Genomic DNA, 13,004 nt, shown 5'->3' on the forward strand with positions numbered 1-13,004 from the left:
CGCCGATGGCTACCGCGACGAACCCCCAGGCGGGGCCGGACCCGGGCGCGGCGCCGCCCGCGCTGCTCGACGTGCGCGACCTGTACGTGGAGTTCCGCACCCGCGACGGCGTCGCCAAGGCCGTCAACGGCGTCAACTACCGCGTCGACGCGGGCGAGACGCTCGCCGTGCTCGGCGAGTCCGGGTCCGGCAAGTCCGTCACCGCCCAGGCCGTCATGGGCATCCTCGACTCGCCGCCCGGCTTCGTCACCGGCGGCGAGATCCTCTTCCAGGGCCGGGACCTGCTCAAGGCCGCGCCCGAGGAGCGGCGCAAGGTCCGCGGCGCCCGGATGGCGATGATCTTCCAGGACGCGCTCTCCTCGCTGAACCCCGTGCTGTCGGTCGGCGCGCAGCTCGGCGAGATGTACGAGGTCCACCAGGGCCTGAAGCGGAAGGAGGCGCGGGCCAGGGCCGTGGAGCTGATGGACCGGGTGAAGATCCCGGCCGCGCGCAGCCGGGTGGGGGACTATCCGCACCAGTTCTCCGGCGGTATGCGCCAGCGCATCATGATCGCGATGGCGCTGGCCCTGGAGCCGGACCTGATCATCGCCGACGAGCCGACGACGGCGCTGGACGTGACGGTCCAGGCGCAGGTGATGGACCTGCTGGCCGACCTCCAGCGCGAGTACGACATGGGGCTGATCCTGATCACCCACGACCTGGGCGTGGTCGCGGACGTCGCCGACCGGATCGCGGTGATGTACGCGGGCCGGATCGTCGAACACGCGCCCGTGCACGACCTCTACCGGGCCCCGGCCCACCCGTACACCCGCGGCCTGCTGGACTCCATCCCGCGGCTGGACCAGAAGGGCCAGGAGCTGTACGCGATCAAGGGCCTGCCGCCGAGCCTGACCGCCATCCCGCCCGGCTGCCCGTTCCACCCGCGCTGCCCCCGGGCCCGCGACGTGTGCACCACGGACCGCCCGCCCCTGTACGACGTGGCACCGGGCCGCTCGAGTGCCTGCCACTTCTGGGAGGAGACCGTGCGTGACGAGGAGCCGCCGCATGACCGCTGAGGCCATTCTCGAAGTGCGGGACCTGGTCAAGCACTACCCGCTGACCCAGGGCGTCGTCCTGAAGAAGCAGGTCGGCGCGGTCAAGGCGGTCGACGGCGTCTCCTTCGACCTGCGCGAGGGCGAGACGCTCGGCATCGTGGGGGAGTCCGGCTGCGGCAAGTCCACCGTCGCCAAGACGCTGGTCGGCCTGGAGCGGCCGACCGCGGGGGCGATCCGCTACCGCGGCGAGGACATCGGCAAGCTGTCCGGGCGCGCCCTGAAGGCGGTGCGCCGCAACATCCAGATGGTCTTCCAGGATCCGTACACCTCCCTCAACCCCCGCATGACGGTCGGCGACATCATCGGCGAGCCGTACGACATCCATCCGGAGGTGGCCCCGAAGGGCGACCGGCGGCGCCGGGTGCAGGAGCTGCTGGACGTGGTCGGGCTGAACCCGGAGTACGTCAACCGGTACCCGCACCAGTTCTCCGGCGGGCAGCGGCAGCGGATCGGCATCGCGCGGGGGCTGGCCCTGCGGCCCGAGATCATCGTCGCGGACGAGCCGGTCTCGGCGCTGGACGTCTCCGTACAGGCGCAGGTGGTGAACCTGCTGGAGCGCCTGCAGGACGAGTTCGACCTGAGTTACGTCTTCATCGCGCACGACCTGTCGGTGGTGCGGCACATCTCGGACCGGGTGGCCGTGATGTACCTGGGCCGGATCGTGGAGACCGGCACCGAGGACGAGATCTACGGGCACCCCACGCACCCGTACACCCAGGCGCTGCTGTCCGCCGTTCCCGTCCCGGACCCCGAGGCGCGCGAGCACCGCGAGCGCATCCTGCTGACCGGGGACGTGCCGTCGCCGGCCGATCCGCCGTCCGGCTGCCGCTTCCGGACTCGGTGCTGGAAGGCACAGCCGGTCTGTGCCGATGTCGTGCCGCCGCTCGATGTCCCCGAATGGTTCGCGGGGGCCGCGGGGCCGGCGCACCCCTCCGCTTGCCACTTCGCGGAGGAGCGCCATGTCGTGCCGAGTGAGTAGCCGGCTGCCGCGCCGTCGTGGCCGTTCGCGCAGTTCCCCGCGCCCCTGAGGGGGCGCGGGGAACTGCGCGAGCAATCGGTATGGCGGGATGGTCGGCCACCGTCCTTGCCCACCGCGGCGGGCGGGCCGTCAGTCCGGATCCGAGGACTTCTCGATCGCCGCCAGCGCCGGGTCCAGGACAATGTCCTCATCGCGCGCAGCGATCGTCGGTTCCTCCGGAAAGTGGCAGGCCGTCAGATGCCCGGCCGCATTCCCCGCGATCTGGAGGAGCGGCGGCTCCTCAGCGGCGCACTTGTCCTGCGCCTTCCAGCACCGCGTGCGAAAGCGGCAGCCGGAGGGCGGGTTCACGGGCGACGGCACATCGCCCGCGAGCCGGATCCGCTCGCGATCGTCCTCGCCCTCACCGGCCAGCCGGGCTTCCGGCACCGCGGAGAGCAGCGCGTGCGTGTACGGGTGGCGGGGCCGGGAGTAGATGGACTCGCGGTCGCCGACCTCGACGATCTTGCCGAGATACATCACCGCGACCCGCTGGCTGAAGTGCCGCACGATCGCCAGGTCGTGGGCGATGAAGAGGAACGCGATGCCCAGCTCGCGCTGGAGTTCCTGGAGGAGGTTGACGACCTGCGCCTGGATGGAGACGTCCAGCGCGGAGACCGGCTCGTCGGCGACGATCAGCTTCGGTTCCAGGGCGAGCGCGCGGGCCACGCCGATGCGCTGCCGCTGGCCGCCGGAGAACTCGTGCGGGAAGCGGTTGTAGTGCTCCGGGCTGAGGCCGACGGTCTCCAGCAGCTCGCGGACCTTCTTCTCGCGGCCGCCGGGCGGGTTGATCCCGTTGATCTCCATCGGGCCGCCGATGATCGTGCCGACGGTCTGCCGCGGGTTCAGCGAGGAGTACGGGTCCTGGAAGATCATCTGGATCTCGGACCGGACCGGCGCGAGCTGCTTGCGGTTCGCGTGGGTGATGTCCTGGCCCCGGTAGGCGATCTTGCCGCTGGTGGGCTCCAGGAGGCGGGTCAGCAGCCGGCCCGTCGTGGACTTGCCGCAGCCCGACTCGCCGACCAGGCCGAAGGTCTCACCGGCGTGCACGGTCAGGTCGAGCCCGTCCACCGCCTGTACGGCGCCGATCTTCCGCCGGAACGGAAAGCCGCCCATGATCGGAAAGTGCTTGGTCAGGCCCTCCGTGACCAGCAGTGGCTCGCCCGTCGGGACGGCTTCGCGGGGAGCGGGCAGGGTGACGTCTTTGGCTTCACTCATGATGGTCGTCGCTCCCTAGCCCAACCGGGGCTTGATCTGCTCGGTGAAGAAGGTGTGCTTCTGCTCGGCGGTGAGGTGGCAGGCCGAGGCGCGCCCCGGTGCCAGCAGCGGCCGCTCGTCGGCGCAGCGATTGCCGCCCACCTCCGAGGTGAACGCGCAGCGCGGGTGGAAGGGGCAGCCGGTCGGCGGGTTGAGCAGGCTCGGCGGGGAGCCGGGGATCGGGTTCAGCGGCTCGTCGACGCTGGCCGACAGGCGCGGCATCGAGCCCAGCAGGCCCCAGGCGTAGGGGTGCTGCGGCGCGGTGAGGATGTCCTTGACCGTGCCGCGCTCGACCGCCCGCCCCGCGTACATCACCAGCAGCTCGTCGGCCATGTTGGCGACCACGCCGAGGTCGTGGGTGATCAGGATGATCGCCGAGCCGAACTCCTGCTGGAGGTCCTTGAGGAGGTCCAGGATCTGGGCCTGGACGGTGACGTCGAGCGCGGTGGTCGGCTCGTCGGCGATGAGCAGCGCGGGGTTGCAGACCAGGGACATGGCGATCATGGCGCGCTGGCGCATGCCGCCGGAGAACTGGTGCGGGTAGTCGTCCACCCGCAGGTTCGGCTGCGGGATGCCGACCTTGGTCAGCATCTCGATGGCGCGCTGCCGGCCCTCGCGCTTGTTCGCGCCGGTGTGCTTCATGAACGGCTCGGCGATCTGCCGGCCCACCGTGTAGTACGGCGAGAGCGCCGTCAGCGGGTCCTGGAAGATCATCGCCATCTTGTTGCCGCGGAGCTTCTGGAGCGTGCGCTCGCGGGCGCCGGTCAGCTCCTGGCCGTCCAGCGTGATCTCGCCGGCGATCTCGGTGGAGGCGGGGTTGTGCAGGCCCAGGATGGCGAGGTTGGTCACCGACTTGCCGGAGCCGGACTCGCCGACGATGCCGAGCGTCTGGCCCTTGCGCAGGTCGAAGGAGAGCCCGTCGACGGCCTTGACGATGCCGTCCTCGGTGGAGAACCGCACGTACAGGTCGCGTACCGACAGGAAGGGGTCCGATCCGGTCGGGACCGGTGCGCCTTCGGTCTTGGTGAGTGTGGTCACTGGGGGCTCTCCTAGGACAGGCGCACGCGCGGGTCGATGAACGCGTAGCAGGCGTCGACGATGATGTTGAAGAGGACGATGAAGGCCGCCGCAAACAGCATCACGCCCATGACCATGGGCAGGTCGGTCTCCTGCACGGACTTCACCGCGAGGGTGCCCAGGCCGGGCAGGGCGAAGGTCTGCTCCGTGATCATCGCGCCGCCGAAGAGCGACCCGAGGTCGATGCCGAAGATGGTGACGATGGGGATCAGCGAGCCGCGCCAGGCGTAGCGGAAGAAGACCGTCCGCTGGGACATGCCCTTGGCGCGGGCGGTGCGGACGTGTTCCTCGGCCAGCTGCTCGATCATCGAGGAGCGCGCCATACGGGTGTACTGCGCGGTGAAGATGATCGACAGCACGCACCAGGGGATCAGCAGCCCCATGAACCAGGCCGCTGGATTTTCCGTGAAGTTGACGTATTTCGGCTGCCCCAGGATCTCCAGGTTGTACACCAGCAGGGCCAGCACGATGGGGCCGATGAAGTAGATCTGCATCGAGCTGAGCACCAGCGAGGCGGAGCTGAAGACCTTGTCGATCAGCTTGCCCTGCTTCCAGGCGGCCATCATGCCGGTGCCCAGGCCGATCGTGAGGAAGACCGCGGCGCCGCCGATGGTCAGCGAGAGCGTCGTCGGGAAGCGGTCGACGATCGTGTTCCAGACCGGGTCGCCGTTGGCGAAGGAGTAGCCGAAGCACGGGGCCGGGCACGGTCCCTGGGCGAAGTCGCGCCCGGTCACGATGCCGGACATGAAGTCCCAGTACTGGACCGGGATCGGCTTGTCCATGCCGAGGTTCTTGTGAATCAGGGCGATGGCGTCCGGGGTGCAGTTCTTTCCGCAGGACAGCAGCGCGGGATCCCGTGGTGCGGCGAAGAACAGGAAGAAGGTGAACGCGCTGATCAACAGCAGGATCACGAGCGCGCCGAGGGACCGGCGGAAGAGAAAACGAAGCATGGCAGATCGCAGCTCTCGTGGGGCAGCGGAAGGAGGTGGGTGGGGACCGCGCGGTGTGCCCGTCCGGTCCGGGCGGGCACACCGGGCGCCAGGATTACCGGCGCGAGGGCACGGCTACTTCTTGAGGAACAGCTTCGTCGGGTCGACCCCGCTGATGACGTCGTTGTTCACGACGCCACCGACCTTGGAACCGTGCAGCTGGATCTGCTTGTAGTAGAAGGTCGGGATCGCCGGCAGGTCCTCCTTGAGGATCTTCTCGTTGAGCTTGAACCACTCCTCGGACGCCTTCTCCTGGTCGGACATCTTGGAGATGCGGTCCATCTCCTTGCTGACCGCCGGGTTGTTGTAGTGCGAGTAGTTCGGCGAGCCGTCCTGGACCTGCCGGCCGTCCATGGTGGGCGGCAGCACGGTCGAGGCGCTCGGCCAGTCCGCGCCCCACGCCGACGCGTAGATGTCGAACTTGTTGTCGACCTTGCCGATCACGTCGTAGTACGTGTCGGAGGGCAGGTCCTTCGGCTGGACGTCGAAGCCGGCCTTCTTGAGGTTGTCGACGATCGAGACCGAGTACTTCTGCGGCTCGGGCGAGTTCATGTAGGCGAAGGTGATCTTCATGCCGGTCTTGCCGGCGTCCTTCAGGATCTTCTTCGCCTTCGCCACGTCACCCAGCGGCTTCTTCAGCTTGCCGTAGGGGTCGATGTCCTTGAAGCCGGTGACCGTCGGGCTGACGTAGCTGCCGGCCAGCTCGCCGCCGCCCGGGGTGCCGTAGGCGTCCAGTACGGCCTGCGTCGGCATCGCGTAGGCGAGGGCCTCGCGGACCTTCTTGTCCTTGATCCGCTTCATGTTGAAGTTGATGACGCCGACGTAGGGCTGGTAGCCCGAGGTCGAGCGCTTCTTGACCTTCGGGTCGTTGGCCACGGTCTGCATGCTGGCCGCGTCGACCTGGTTGTTGAAGCTGACCGCCGTCTGGTTGTCGGCGTTGTCCGCGATCAGTCGCTGGGTCGAGTCGGGGTAGGACACGCCGAACTGGATGTCGAACTTGTCGACGTACTGGTGGCGGGAGTTGTCCGTCTTCGGGTCCCACGCGGTGTTGCGGACCAGCGTCATGCCCTTGCCGGACTTGAAGGACCCCGGCTTGATCTTGTACGGGCCCGAGGACTGCGGGGCCTTGTCGTACTTCTCCTTGGTGTCCTTCTTCTCCTGCACCGCCGCGTAGCCCGCCATGGCCAGGGCGTAGGGCAGGTCGGGGTGCGGCGACTTGAAGTGGAAGACGACGGTCTTGTCGTCCGGCGTCTCAAGGACGCTGTCGGGGAGGTGCTTGCCCTTGTACGGGCCGTCCTTCAGGAGCTTGCGGTAGTCCGTGGAGTCCGCGAGCCACTGCTGGAGGTAGTACGGGCCGTCGGTGATGAAGGGGGCGAAGGACCGCTCGACGGAGTGCCGGATGTCCTTGGCGGTGATCGGCGAGCCGTCCTCCCACTTCACCCCGTCCTTCAGGGTGTACTTCCAGGTCTTGCCGCCGTCGGAGGACTGGCCGCTGTCCGTGGCGAGGTCACCGACGATGGTGTACTTGCCCTTGTTGTCCATGTGGTAGGTCGTCAGCTTGCGGAACAGCAGCGTGGCGAGCGCGCCCTCGTCGCTGACGTAGATCTGCGCCGGGTCCAGGTGCGAGTAGGTGTCGCGCTGGTAGACCTTGATCGTGCCGCCCTTCTGGGCGCCCGGCACCTCCTCGGCCGCCCCCTTGGACGCCGCGGCGTTGCCGAAAGCGATCTGCGCGCGCTGCTTCTCCGCGCCCGTGCGGTCGTTGCCGCCGCCCGTGCCGGTGCCCGCGCCGCTGCTGCACGCGGTGAGGACCAGCGCGCCTGCGGCCAGCGCGACGAGGGTGGCGTGAGTTCTGCGCGTACGGTTGCTGCTCATGACGGTGTATGCACCTGCCTGTCGTTGTTCCGTTGCTGCTGCCTGACTCGTGCGGTGCCGGGGTGGCAGCACCCCCCACGGAACGGATCTCATCGAGCCCGCTTCGGGTCGAAAGCGTCCCGGACCGAGTCCCCGAGCAGGTTGAAGGCGACGATGAAGATCACCATCGCCAGACCCGGGAAGAACAAGTACGTGATGTCGTTGCGGTAGTAGTCGGCGGCGTTGGCGAACATCCGGCCCCAGTCCGGGGTGGGCTCGACGTAGCCGACGCCCAGGAAGGACAGGCCCGCGATGGACGTCACGAAGTTCGGGAGCATGTACGTCGTCTGGACCAGGATCGGGGTCACCACGTTCGGCAGCAGCTCGCGCCGGATGATGCGGGCGGGCGAGGCGCCGGAGACCTTCGCGGCCTCGATGAACTCCCGTTCCCGCAGCGACAGGACCTGTCCGCGCAGCAGGCGGGCCAGGCTCATCCAGCCGAGGAACCACATCACCAGGATCAGGATGATCGCGCGCAGCCAGGTCGGCATGGCGTCCTCGGGGGCCACGACGATGGCGGCCACGACGGGGACGAAGGCGACGAAGAACAGCTGGTTCGGGAATGCCATCAGCAGGTCGATGAAGCGGCCGATGAAGTAGTCGATCTTGCCGCCGAAGTAGCCGGCCGCCACGCCCAGCAGGATGGCGGTGAGCACCGAGGCGATGGTGATCGCGACCGCGGTGTACAGCGTGGTGCGGATGCCGTAGACGAGCTGCATGAACACGTCCCGGCCCAGGGTCGGTTCGATGCCGAACCAGAACTCGCTGGAGATGCCGCCGTTGGGCTGCGTCGGGTAGCCGTTGGTCAGCAGGCCCGGCGTGATCATGCCGTACCGCGTGTAGGGGTCCTTGCCGTACAGCGCGGAGATCACAGGGGCCAGCAGGCCGACGGCGAAGAAGAACAGCACGACGTAGGCGCTGATCACTCCGGTCCGGTCACGCTTGAAGCGCGCCCACATCAATTGGCCCGGCGAACGGCCGACCAATTCGCCGCCCTTGCGGTCCTTTCCCTTGCTCAGCCCATCGGGTCCAAGTCCTGGGGTGTCGGTCTTGGAAACCGCGGTCTGGGATGGACTAGTCATCGCGAAGTGCCCCCGCGCCGAGTTCTCTTGGAACATGAAGCGGCACAGAGTTGCACCGCTGGTTGAGCGGACTTTCGCAAGTGATTTACGGCGGAGTCAAGAGTCTGCGGACGGACCGTAGCCACCTTGTTCGCTTCTTGAGCGAAGATTGCGCAGATTGACGCCCCGGCGTGCTTGACAGTTACCGGAGGTGTACGGCATGGGGGACATTTCGTCCCCAACATCCTTAACAAGACGGACACTTGGCTGTCGCAGCACCGATATACGAACGCGCCATCCTTGACAGCGTACGGCCGTGCGGGTGCCGTTGACCGGCCGGGGAGGCCAACAGCTTCCCCGGCCGGTCGCTTTTCGCCCCGTTCCGTGCCACGCCCGCGTGCACATATCCATGCGGCGGGGCACACGTTTCTCCGGTACTAGGAGAGGCCCAGGCTCCGCTTGAGGAATGCGACTTGCAGAAGGAGTAGGTTTTCGGCCACCTGTTCCTGTGGCGTCATATGGGTCACGCCGGACAACGGGAGTACCTCGTGCGGCCGGCCCGCCGCCAGCAGCGCCGAGGAGAACCGCAGCGAATGTGCCACGACCACGTTGTCGTCGGCCAGCCCGTGAATGATCATCATCGGCCGGTGCTGCTCGGCCGCTTCCACCAGGCCCGCGTCGGTGACCAGGGAATTCCGTACGTAGGAGGCCGGATCCTCGTCCGGGTGGCCCATGTACCGCTCGGTGTAGTGCGTGTCGTACAGCCGCTGGTCGGTGACGGGCGCGCCCACCACCGCCGCGTGGAAGACGTCCGGGCGGCGCAGCGCGGCCAGTCCGGCGAGGTACCCGCCGAAGGACCAGCCGCGGATGGCCACCCGGTCCAGGTCCAGCGGGAAGCGCTCCGCCAGTGCGTGCAGCGCGTCCACCTGGTCCTCCAGCGCCACCTCCGCGACCCGCCGCGAGATCGCCTTCTCCCAGGCGGGGGAGCGGCCCGGCGTGCCCCGGCCGTCCGCGACCACCACGGCGAAGCCCTGGTCGGCGAACCACTGCGAGGTGAGGAAGACGTTGTGCGCCGCCAGCACCCGCTGCGCGTGCGGCCCGCCGTACGGGTCCAGCAGCACCGGCAGCGGCCCGTCCCCCTCCTCGTAACCGGTCGGCAGCAGGACGGCGCACGGGATGTCCCGCTCGCCCGCCGTCACGAACCGCGGCCGGGCGGTGAGTACGGGCGTCTCGGCGTGCGAGGGGATCTCCGCGAGCCGGGTCTCCTTGCCGTCGTCGCTCAGCCGCAGGACCTCCACCTGCGCCCCGGGCCGCTCCGCGCACATGTGCGACACGACCGCCACCTCGCCCACCCGTACCGCGGAGGAGTACGAGGCGTACGGGCGCTCCGTCACCCGCTCCCAGCCGCCCTGGTCGCCGCTGCCGCGGTACCAGGCCCGGTAGATCCCGATGTCGTGCAGGTCTTCGGCGCTCGCCGAGAACAGGACATCTTCCTGGCCGATGTCGAGCACCCCGCGCACGTGCAGCGGCGCGGACGTCAGCGGCCGGTCCCCGACGAAGAGCTTGCGCGCGCCGCCCTCGTCGGCGATCCGCACCAGCCGCCGGTCCGGCGTCCAGGCCGGCACGCCCGGGTACGGCTCGACCCACACCGGGTCCTCGTCGGCGTGCACGAGGCGCGTCGCGCCGGTATCGGTGTCGACCGCCAGATAGCGCTGGGAGCGCTGGTCGCGGGACTGCACCAGGAGCAGCGGCGGGCCGGCGGGCGACCAGTGCACCCGGGCCAGATACGGGTAGCGCTCGCGGTCCCAGACGACGTCCGTGCGCTCCCCGTCCAGGCCCAGCAGGGCGAGCGTGACCTCGGCGTTGGGGGTGCCGGCCGCCGGGTAGGCGACCTCGGCGGGCGCCTTGTCCGGGTGCGCCGGGTCGGCGATCCACCAGCGCCGTACGGGGGCGTCGTCGACCCGCGCGGCCAGCAGCCGGTCGCTCTCCGGCGACCACCAGAAGCCGCGGTACCGGCTCATCTCCTCGGCCGCGATGAACTCCGCGAGACCCCAGGTCACGCCCGGCCCGTCCGGCGCCGCCAGCGCCCGGTCGCCGTCCGCCGTGCCCTCGCCCGCCACGGGGACGACGCGCAGCGCGCCCTCCGCCACGTACGCGACGTACCGGCCGTCGGGGGACGGGCGCGGGTCCACCACCGGGCCGGGAACGGGCAGTTCGCGGCAGGTGCCGGCGCGCAGCTCGGAGACGAACAGCCGTCCGGAGAGGGGGAAGGCGGCCAGTTCCACGGCCGCGTCGGTGGCGTAGCCGACCACGCCGGCCGAGCCCTCGCGGGTCCGCTCGCGACGCGCCTTCTCCTGCGGAGACAGTTCCTCGTCGGTGCCGCCCAGCAGCCCCGCCGGGTCGGCGGCGGGGTACTCGCGCCCGGCGTCAAGGTCATGGACCCACAACAGATTCGCCCGATCGGTGCCGGATCGGGAACGGAGGAAGACGACGCGCGTACCATCCGGCGAGATGCTGAAGCCGCGCGGCACGCCCAGGCTGAAGCGCTGGGTGCGCGCGTGCTGCCGGGGAAATGAGAGCTGTCCGGTCATGGGCCCGAGCGTAAGGGCCGCGGGGCTCACCGCGACCGCACTCGTCAAGATCGTGTGCGCCCCCACTCTGCAACCGTGCACCGGCATATGCGTGGGCATCGATAGTTATGATCGCTGGGGCGTGTGGGTATGGAGCCATTGGCCAAAGGGCCGGGGCCGTACCTGCCCAATCCTGTTCCGTCCGTGCGTACTTGGAGGTGACCGCCGTGGCACTCTCGATTTCGGCGGTGGTGCTGCTGGCGATCATCGTCTTCCTGCTGGTGAAGAAGTCAGGCTTGAAGGCGGGCCACGCAGTCGTCTGCATACTGCTGGGGTTCTACATCGCGAGCTCGTCCATCGCGCCGACCATCAGAGAGTTCACCACCAACGTCGCGGGGATGATCGGTGGCATCAAGTTCTGACCGCGATGTGCTGACCGTGATGTTCCGTGATGTGACGTGTTGTTCCGACCGTGATGGGCCGACTGTGACGTTCCGGCCATGACATGCCGATCGTGACGTTCTGAGTGTGACGTTCCGATCGTGAGCGCAGGCGTGCGGGCCCGACCGGGTGGATCATCCGGTCGGGTTCTCCGTGCCGCACGTACGGCTCGTACGCTGTCCCCATGTCCGACCTTCCCGCCCGCCGTCTGTTGCTGGTGCACGCGCACCCGGACGACGAGTCGATCAACAACGGCGCCACCATGGCCAAATACGCGGCCGAGGGCGCCCTCGTCACGCTGGTGACCTGCACTCTCGGCGAGGAGGGCGAGGTCATCCCGCCGCACCTCGCGCATCTGGCCGCCGACAAGGACGACGTGCTCGGCCCGTACCGCAGCGGCGAACTGGCCGCCGCCATGGCCGAGCTGGGCGTCACCGACCACCGTCTGCTCGGCGCTCCCGGCCGCTACCGCGACTCCGGGATGATGGGCGCGCCCCAGAACGACCGCCCGGACGCCTTCTGGCAGGCCGACCTGGACACGGCCGCCGGCGACCTGGTCGCCGTGGTCCGCGAGGTGCGCCCGCAGGTCCTGCTCACCTACGACCCGGACGGCGGCTACGGCCACCCCGACCACATCCAGGCCCACCGGGTCGCGATGCGCGCCGCCGACCTGGCCGCCGATCCCGCCTTCCGGCCGGAGCTCGGCGCGGCCCATGTGATCGAGAAGATCTACTGGAACTGCAATCCGCGCTCCGTCGTCGAGGAGGGCTTCGAGCGGCTGCGCGCGGCCGGGCTGTCCTTCCCCGGCGTCGCCGCCGTGGACGACGTCCCCGGAGTGGTGCCGGACGCCGAGGTCACCGCCTCGATCGCGGCCGCGCCCGAGCACGGCGCGGCCAAGGCCGCGGCGATGCGCGCGCACGTCACCCAGATCGCCGTGGACGGCCCCTTCTTCGCGCTCTCCAACGACCTCGGCCAGCCGCTGTTCGGCACCGAGCACTACCGTCTCGTGCGCGGCACGTCCGGCGCGCGGGAGGGCGAACGCGAGGACGACCTCTTCGCGGGCGTACGGACGCAGGACGGGCCGGGGACGGCATCGGACACGAGGGAGACGGCACGATGAGCGGCAAGGACGGGGCGGACAAGCGCAGCCGGGCGTCCGGCGGCGGAGGTGCCGGGGGTGCCGCGGCCGAGGCCCCGCGGCAGCCGGAGACGCCCCCCGGCGGCGCGCTGAAGGCCGGGCTGTACGTGCTCCTGGTCGTCCTCGGCGTGCTCGTCGCGGGGGCGGGGGCGCTGGTCCAGGGGGCGTGGTTCCCCGGCGGCCTGCTGCTCGCGCTGGCGGGCGCCGCGGCGCTGTTCACCGGGGGCGCGCGGGCGGCCGTCTCGGTCGTCGGGGCGCTGGCCCCGGCCGCCGCCTGGCTGGTGACGGTGATCGCGCTCAGTACGACGCGCGCCGAGGGCGACTTCGTCTTCGGCGCCGGGCTGGGGGCCTACGCCTTCCTGCTGGGCGGCATCGCCGTCGCTGTGATCTGTACCACGGCGTCCATGGGGCGCTCGGCGCACCTGGGTGCGGTCCGACGTGGCATGTGACG

General features: G+C 69.6%; 11 protein-coding genes. 5 read left to right on the forward strand and 6 right to left on the reverse strand.

Translation table 11 applies throughout. The features are described from left to right. Window positions 1-5 precede the first annotated feature (5 nt). A complete protein-coding gene (locus ACZ4MH_RS17310; protein WP_351599164.1) occupies window positions 6-1,055 on the forward strand; it encodes an ABC transporter ATP-binding protein in 1,050 nt (349 codons plus the stop codon). Beyond that, window positions 1,045-2,073 (forward strand): ABC transporter ATP-binding protein, encoded by a 1,029-nt coding sequence (locus ACZ4MH_RS17315; protein ID WP_351599165.1) that lies wholly within the window; start codon window positions 1,045-1,047, stop codon window positions 2,071-2,073. Before ACZ4MH_RS17310 ends, ACZ4MH_RS17315 begins: the two co-directional genes overlap by 11 nt. A gap of 129 nt (window positions 2,074-2,202) precedes the next feature. Here ACZ4MH_RS17315 and ACZ4MH_RS17320 read toward each other — a convergent pair whose 3' ends face one another. The 6 genes from ACZ4MH_RS17320 to ACZ4MH_RS17345 all read right to left on the reverse strand — a co-directional run bounded on the left by ACZ4MH_RS17320 (window position 2,203) and on the right by ACZ4MH_RS17345 (window position 10,995). Beyond that, the gene (locus ACZ4MH_RS17320) at window positions 2,203-3,327 is read right to left on the reverse strand and encodes an ABC transporter ATP-binding protein (protein ID WP_351599166.1); all 1,125 of its coding nucleotides are present in this window, start codon (window positions 3,325-3,327) and stop codon (window positions 2,203-2,205) included. 15 nt (window positions 3,328-3,342) lie between these two features. Next, on the reverse strand, window positions 3,343-4,404 hold the full coding sequence (locus ACZ4MH_RS17325) for an ABC transporter ATP-binding protein (RefSeq protein WP_351599167.1): 1,062 nt from the start codon (window positions 4,402-4,404) through the stop codon (window positions 3,343-3,345). An 11-nt stretch (window positions 4,405-4,415) separates the two neighbouring features. Continuing rightward, window positions 4,416-5,393, reverse strand: a complete 978-nt coding sequence (locus ACZ4MH_RS17330) for an ABC transporter permease (protein WP_351599168.1) — start codon at window positions 5,391-5,393, stop codon at window positions 4,416-4,418. Window positions 5,394-5,507: 114 nt separating this feature from the next. Then, window positions 5,508-7,304 carry an ABC transporter substrate-binding protein gene (locus tag ACZ4MH_RS17335; RefSeq protein WP_351599169.1) on the reverse strand — a complete coding sequence of 599 codons (1,797 nt, stop codon included), beginning with the start codon at window positions 7,302-7,304 and terminating at the stop codon, window positions 5,508-5,510. A gap of 89 nt (window positions 7,305-7,393) precedes the next feature. Next, the gene (locus ACZ4MH_RS17340) at window positions 7,394-8,425 is read right to left on the reverse strand and encodes an ABC transporter permease (RefSeq protein ID WP_351599170.1); all 1,032 of its coding nucleotides are present in this window, start codon (window positions 8,423-8,425) and stop codon (window positions 7,394-7,396) included. Window positions 8,426-8,841: 416 nt separating this feature from the next. Next, window positions 8,842-10,995, reverse strand: a complete 2,154-nt coding sequence (locus ACZ4MH_RS17345) for a S9 family peptidase (protein ID WP_351599171.1) — start codon at window positions 10,993-10,995, stop codon at window positions 8,842-8,844. Window positions 10,996-11,201: 206 nt separating this feature from the next. Here ACZ4MH_RS17345 and ACZ4MH_RS17350 point away from each other — a divergent pair, with 206 nt between their 5' ends. The 3 genes from ACZ4MH_RS17350 (at window position 11,202) to ACZ4MH_RS17360 (ending at window position 13,002) form a co-directional block, all read left to right on the forward strand. Next, window positions 11,202-11,396: a hypothetical protein gene (locus ACZ4MH_RS17350; RefSeq protein WP_052867828.1), complete on the forward strand. Its 195-nt coding sequence runs from the start codon at window positions 11,202-11,204 to the stop codon at window positions 11,394-11,396. Between the two features lie 203 nt (window positions 11,397-11,599). Then, complete coding sequence (gene mshB / locus ACZ4MH_RS17355; protein WP_351599172.1) at window positions 11,600-12,535, forward strand: N-acetyl-1-D-myo-inositol-2-amino-2-deoxy-alpha-D-glucopyranoside deacetylase; 936 nt, start codon at window positions 11,600-11,602, stop codon at window positions 12,533-12,535. Continuing rightward, window positions 12,532-13,002: a DUF6113 family protein gene (locus ACZ4MH_RS17360; RefSeq protein WP_351599173.1), complete on the forward strand. Its 471-nt coding sequence runs from the start codon at window positions 12,532-12,534 to the stop codon at window positions 13,000-13,002. The genes mshB and ACZ4MH_RS17360 overlap by 4 nt, the downstream gene beginning before the upstream one ends. Window positions 13,003-13,004: the final 2 nt, after the last annotated feature.

It is taken from the genome of Streptomyces sp. NPDC026301, from assembly GCF_055567935.1.

What these genes read in the sequence shown, in the direction of transcription:
- ACZ4MH_RS17340 (WP_351599170.1), bottom strand. Translation starts at nt 8,425, where the DNA reads ATGACTAGTCCATCCCAGACCGCGGTTTCCAAGACCGACACCCCAGGA.
- ACZ4MH_RS17360 (WP_351599173.1), top strand. Translation starts at nt 12,532, where the DNA reads ATGAGCGGCAAGGACGGGGCGGACAAGCGCAGCCGGGCGTCCGGCGGC.
- ACZ4MH_RS17320 (WP_351599166.1), bottom strand. Translation starts at nt 3,327, where the DNA reads ATGAGTGAAGCCAAAGACGTCACCCTGCCCGCTCCCCGCGAAGCCGTC.
- ACZ4MH_RS17330 (WP_351599168.1), bottom strand. Translation starts at nt 5,393, where the DNA reads ATGCTTCGTTTTCTCTTCCGCCGGTCCCTCGGCGCGCTCGTGATCCTG.
- ACZ4MH_RS17345 (WP_351599171.1), bottom strand. Translation starts at nt 10,995, where the DNA reads ATGACCGGACAGCTCTCATTTCCCCGGCAGCACGCGCGCACCCAGCGC.
- ACZ4MH_RS17335 (WP_351599169.1), bottom strand. Translation starts at nt 7,304, where the DNA reads ATGAGCAGCAACCGTACGCGCAGAACTCACGCCACCCTCGTCGCGCTG.
- ACZ4MH_RS17310 (WP_351599164.1), top strand. Translation starts at nt 6, where the DNA reads ATGGCTACCGCGACGAACCCCCAGGCGGGGCCGGACCCGGGCGCGGCG.
- ACZ4MH_RS17315 (WP_351599165.1), top strand. Translation starts at nt 1,045, where the DNA reads ATGACCGCTGAGGCCATTCTCGAAGTGCGGGACCTGGTCAAGCACTAC.
- mshB (WP_351599172.1), top strand. Translation starts at nt 11,600, where the DNA reads ATGTCCGACCTTCCCGCCCGCCGTCTGTTGCTGGTGCACGCGCACCCG.